This window comes from bacterium, assembly GCA_036524115.1.
In the GTDB taxonomy this organism is placed as follows: domain Bacteria; phylum JAUVQV01; class JAUVQV01; order JAUVQV01; family DATDCY01; genus DATDCY01.
This window is the reverse complement of record DATDCY010000200.1, coordinates 1-3,880: the sequence shown is the minus strand read 5'-3', so window position 1 is coordinate 3,880 and position 3,880 is coordinate 1. Positions and strand designations below refer to the sequence as shown.

Below are 3,880 nucleotides of genomic sequence, written 5' to 3'. Positions count from 1 at the left end.
GGCGCCGACGGCGGCGCCCCCCGTTGCGGTCGCGGCGGCCCGGGAGGGCGGGATCGTCGTGGCCAGCATCCGCGGGCCCATCTCGCCCTCCGTCGCCGAATACGTGGAGCGCGCGGTGGAGACCGGGCGCGAGCGCGGCGCCGCCCTGCTGGTGATCGAGCTGGACACGCCTGGCGGCCTCGACGCCTCCATGCGCACGATCACCCAGGCGATCCTCAACGCGCCGCTGCCGGTGGCGGTCCACGTCGCGCCCTCCGGCGCCCGGGCGGCCTCGGCGGGCACGTTCATCACGCTCGCCGCGGACGTCGCGGCGATGGCGCCGGGGACGACGATCGGCGCGGCGCACCCGGTGGGCCTCGGCGGGGGCGTCGGCGACGCGACGGTGGCGGGCAAGCTCGTCAACGACGCCGCCGCGTACGCCCGCAGCCTCGCCGAGCGGCACGGGCGCAACGGGGACTGGGCGGAGAAGGCCGTCCGGGACAGCGCCTCGCTGACCGAGACGCAGGCCCTCAAGGAGAAGGTGATCGACCTCATCGCGCCGGACCTCGACGGGCTGCTCGGGGCGCTGGAGGGGCGCGAGATCAAGCGGACGGAGGGCTTGGTCGTCCTCCGCACCGCCGGGCGGCCCGTGGAGCGGCTGCCGATGGACTGGCGCCGCCGCGTGCTCGACTGGCTCTCCGATCCGAACGTGGCCTACCTGCTGCTGATGCTCGGGGTGATCGGGATCTTCTTCGAGCTGGCGCACCCAGGCGTGATCTTTCCCGGGGTCGTCGGGGGCATCGCGCTGATCCTCGCGTTCTACGCGCTGCAGCAGTTGCCGGTCAGCGGGGCCGGCCTGCTCCTGATCCTGCTGTCGCTGATCCTCTTCTTCGCGGAGATCAAGGTCGTCAGTCACGGCATCCTCGGGGTCGGCGGCGTCATCGCGTTGACGCTCGGCTCGATGATGCTCGTGCGCTCGCCCGTGTCGTGGCTGCGGGTTTCGCTGGCGGCGATCGTGCCCATGGTCGCCGTGACCTCGCTGTTCTTCCTCGTGGTGCTGCGGCTGGCGCTCAAGGCGCGCCGGCGCCCCCCGGCGAGCGGCCGCGAGGGCATGGTCGGCGCCGTCGGCGAGGCGCTCCAGGACCTGGCGCCCACGGGCAATGTCTTCGTGCACGGCGAGATCTGGAGCGCCAGAGGCGCCGGCGACGTGCGCAAAGGGGACCGCGTCCGGGTGGTCGCGGTCAACGGTCTGTCCCTGGAGGTCCGCAAGGACCAGGAGGAGAAATAGCGATGCCGATGTTTTCGGTGCCCCTCGTGCTGGTGCTGTTCGTGGTCTTCTTCCTCGCGAGCGCCATCCGGGTGCTCAACGAGTACGAGCGGGGCGTCATCTTCCGGCTCGGGCGGATGATCGGCGTCAAGGGCCCCGGCCTGATCCTGCTCATCCCCGTCGTGGACCGCATGGTGAAGGTCTCGCTGCGGACGATCGTGCTGGACGTGCCGCCGCAGGACGTCATCACCCGCGACAACGTCTCGGTGAAGGTCAACGCCGTCGTCTACTTCCGCGTCCTCGAGCCGGACAAGGCGATCGTCGAGGTCGAGAACTACGGCTACGCGACCAGCCAGCTCTCGCAGACGACGCTGCGCAGCATCCTCGGGCAGGCCGAGCTGGACGACCTGCTTGCGCACCGGGACAAGATCAACTCGGAACTCAAGGAGATCCTCGACAAGCACACCGACCCCTGGGGGATCAAGGTCGCCAACGTCGAGGTCAAGCACGTCGACCTGCCGCAGGAGATGCAGCGGGCGATGGCGCGCCAGGCCGAGGCCGAGCGCGAGCGCCGCGCCAAGGTCATCAACGCCGAGGGGGAGTACCAGGCGGCGCAGAAGCTCGGGGAGGCCGCGGACATCATCGACGCCCACCCGGCGGCGCTGCAGCTGCGCTACCTGCAGACGCTGGCGGAGATCGCCACCGAGAACAACTCGACGACGCTCTTCCCGATCCCGATCGACATCCTGCGGGGGATGCTGGGCAAGAAGGAGTAGCGGGAACGGCGCATGGAACCTATCTTCCGGACACGAGCCCCGGCTGTCGGGGATGCCCAGTGTCGTCAGTCAACGTGGAGGTGTCCGGTCATGAAGAAGCGTTCCCTGGTGCTGTTCTCGGTGTGTCTGTTCGTGTCCCTCGCGGTCTGCGGCGCGGCCTTCGCGGACGAGCTCTCGGACGCCGCCGCCAAGGGCGCGGCCCTCTTCAAGGACGCGTCGCTCGGGACGAACGGCAAGAGCTGCGCCTCCTGCCACTCGGACGGCAGCGGCTGGGCGGGCAAGGCGCGGTTCCCGAAGGTCGCTCTGGGCGGCGTGCGCACGCTCGATCAGGCGATTCAGACCTGCATCGTGAACCCGCTCGCGGGCAAGGCGCTGGCGTGGGACGACGCGCGCCTGACCGCGCTGGCGGTCTTCGTCGACGCGACCTACGGGGCGAAGAAGTAGCGGAGGCTACGGAGGGCCTCTTCTTGCAGGCGTCACCCTCGGGGAATATGATTGCTTCATGACGGTTGCGGAACTCCTGGGGACGAAGCGTGCGGAAGTGCTGCGTATCGCCGAGCGGTACGGTGCACGGAATATCCGCGTCTTCGGCTCCCTGGCGCGAGGAGAAGCCGGGCCCGATAGCGATGTCGACCTGCTCGTGCAGCTCGATCCGGGCGTGACGTTGCTCAAGCATGCCGCGTTGGTGCGCGAACTCGAGGCGCTCCTTGGTCGGAAAGTGGATGTGGTGAGCGAACGGGGCCTCCGCCCTCGCGTTCGCGAACGGGTTCTGCGCGACGCCGTTCCTGTATGAGGGACGACCGGGCCCGCCTCCTGGACATTCTGGAGGCCATCGCCAAGATCGAGCAGCGGGTCGCAGCGGGGAAGGAACAGTTCCTCGCCGACGAACTCCTCCAGGTCTGGATGATTCATCACATCCAGATCATCGGAGAGGCCGCGAGCCGTCTGTCGCCAACGCTGAGGGAAAGTGCGTCCACTATCCCTTGGGACGACGTCATCGCCATGAGGAACGTACTTGTCCATCAGTATTTTGGAGTCGATCTGGAAGAGGTGTGGTCTACGGTCACGGGCGATATACCTCACCTCAGGGAAGTGATCGAGCATCTTGTGAACGAGCCGACGCAATGAGCGCCGTTGTCCTTCCAGACTCCAGGAGTGAGAGGGGCTTTGTGCTTGAGTTGCCCGACGGAGAGATTAGGACGAAATCGTAGGCAGGCTCCCGTTCAGGACCGATCGTAGTGCTTTTCGATACCGCCGAAGCCGAAGCGGCGGTTCTCCTTCGTCATGCGGACGAAGTGCCGCAGGCGCTTGGCGAACTCCTGCGGGCGGCGGCGGGCGCCCTCGACGAAGCCGACGCGGATGCGCACGTAGGCCGGCGGGAACCGTTGGAAGTTCCGCCAGGCGGCGGGCTCCGCCTTGAGCGCGGCCAGGATGTCGGCCGCAATGGGGAAGTCCTTCTCGTCGAGGAAGTCGAGGGTGGCGAGGACCGCGGGCGCGACCAGCCCCTTGGCCGCCAGGTAGCGCAGCCTTTCCTTGTTCGCCTGTGAGTAGGGCCGGCCTGGCCGGCGCGGCGTGAAACGCTGGGCGTAGCGGTCGTCGTCCAGCCGCCGCACGGTGCTGTCGATCCAGCCGAAGCACAGCGCCTCCTCGACTGCGTCGTTGTAGACGAGCGTGGCGTGCCCGGTGTGTTTCTTCCAGAAGACGAGCCAAGTCTCGCTGGCGGTGCCGGCATGCGCCTTGAGCCAGGCTCGCCAGGCGCGGCGAGTTACGACTTCGAGGAGTCGGGAGGGGCCGAGTTCCTTAGGCTCTTTCGGCACGTGTCATGGCCGAGGTGATGGCGACGGTGCGGACGCTGACC

General features: G+C 68.3%; 6 protein-coding genes. 5 read left to right on the top strand and 1 reads right to left on the bottom strand.

All coding sequences use genetic code 11. The annotated features are described in order from the left end of the window. From VI078_09635 to VI078_09615, 5 genes are all read left to right on the top strand, one after another. Positions 1-1,267 (top strand): nodulation protein NfeD (locus tag VI078_09635; GenBank protein HEY5999542.1); only part of this gene is annotated, 1,267 nt, incomplete at its 5' end. 8 nt (positions 1,268-1,275) lie between these two features. Further along, positions 1,276-2,022: a slipin family protein gene (locus VI078_09630; GenBank protein ID HEY5999541.1), complete on the top strand. Its 747-nt coding sequence runs from the start codon at positions 1,276-1,278 to the stop codon at positions 2,020-2,022. Between the two features lie 90 nt (positions 2,023-2,112). Beyond that, positions 2,113-2,466 (top strand): cytochrome c peroxidase, encoded by a 354-nt coding sequence (locus tag VI078_09625; GenBank protein ID HEY5999540.1) that lies wholly within the window; start codon positions 2,113-2,115, stop codon positions 2,464-2,466. Between the two features lie 58 nt (positions 2,467-2,524). Continuing rightward, a complete protein-coding gene (locus VI078_09620; GenBank protein HEY5999539.1) occupies positions 2,525-2,815 on the top strand; it encodes a nucleotidyltransferase family protein in 291 nt (96 codons plus the stop codon). Further along, positions 2,812-3,150, top strand: coding sequence for a DUF86 domain-containing protein (locus tag VI078_09615; GenBank protein ID HEY5999538.1), 339 nt, complete (start codon positions 2,812-2,814; stop codon positions 3,148-3,150). Before VI078_09620 ends, VI078_09615 begins: the two co-directional genes overlap by 4 nt. A 95-nt stretch (positions 3,151-3,245) precedes the next feature. Here VI078_09615 and VI078_09610 read toward each other — a convergent pair whose 3' ends face one another. Further along, positions 3,246-3,839 carry a YdeI/OmpD-associated family protein gene (locus VI078_09610; GenBank protein HEY5999537.1) on the bottom strand — a complete coding sequence of 198 codons (594 nt, stop codon included), beginning with the start codon at positions 3,837-3,839 and terminating at the stop codon, positions 3,246-3,248. Between the last annotated feature and the right edge of the window lie 41 nt (positions 3,840-3,880).

Excerpts from the sequence above, each read along its gene's own strand:
- VI078_09630 (HEY5999541.1), top strand. The coding sequence starts at position 1,276 with ATGTTTTCGGTGCCCCTCGTGCTGGTGCTGTTCGTGGTCTTCTTCCTC.
- VI078_09625 (HEY5999540.1), top strand. The coding sequence starts at position 2,113 with ATGAAGAAGCGTTCCCTGGTGCTGTTCTCGGTGTGTCTGTTCGTGTCC.
- VI078_09620 (HEY5999539.1), top strand. The coding sequence starts at position 2,525 with ATGACGGTTGCGGAACTCCTGGGGACGAAGCGTGCGGAAGTGCTGCGT.
- VI078_09615 (HEY5999538.1), top strand. The coding sequence starts at position 2,812 with ATGAGGGACGACCGGGCCCGCCTCCTGGACATTCTGGAGGCCATCGCC.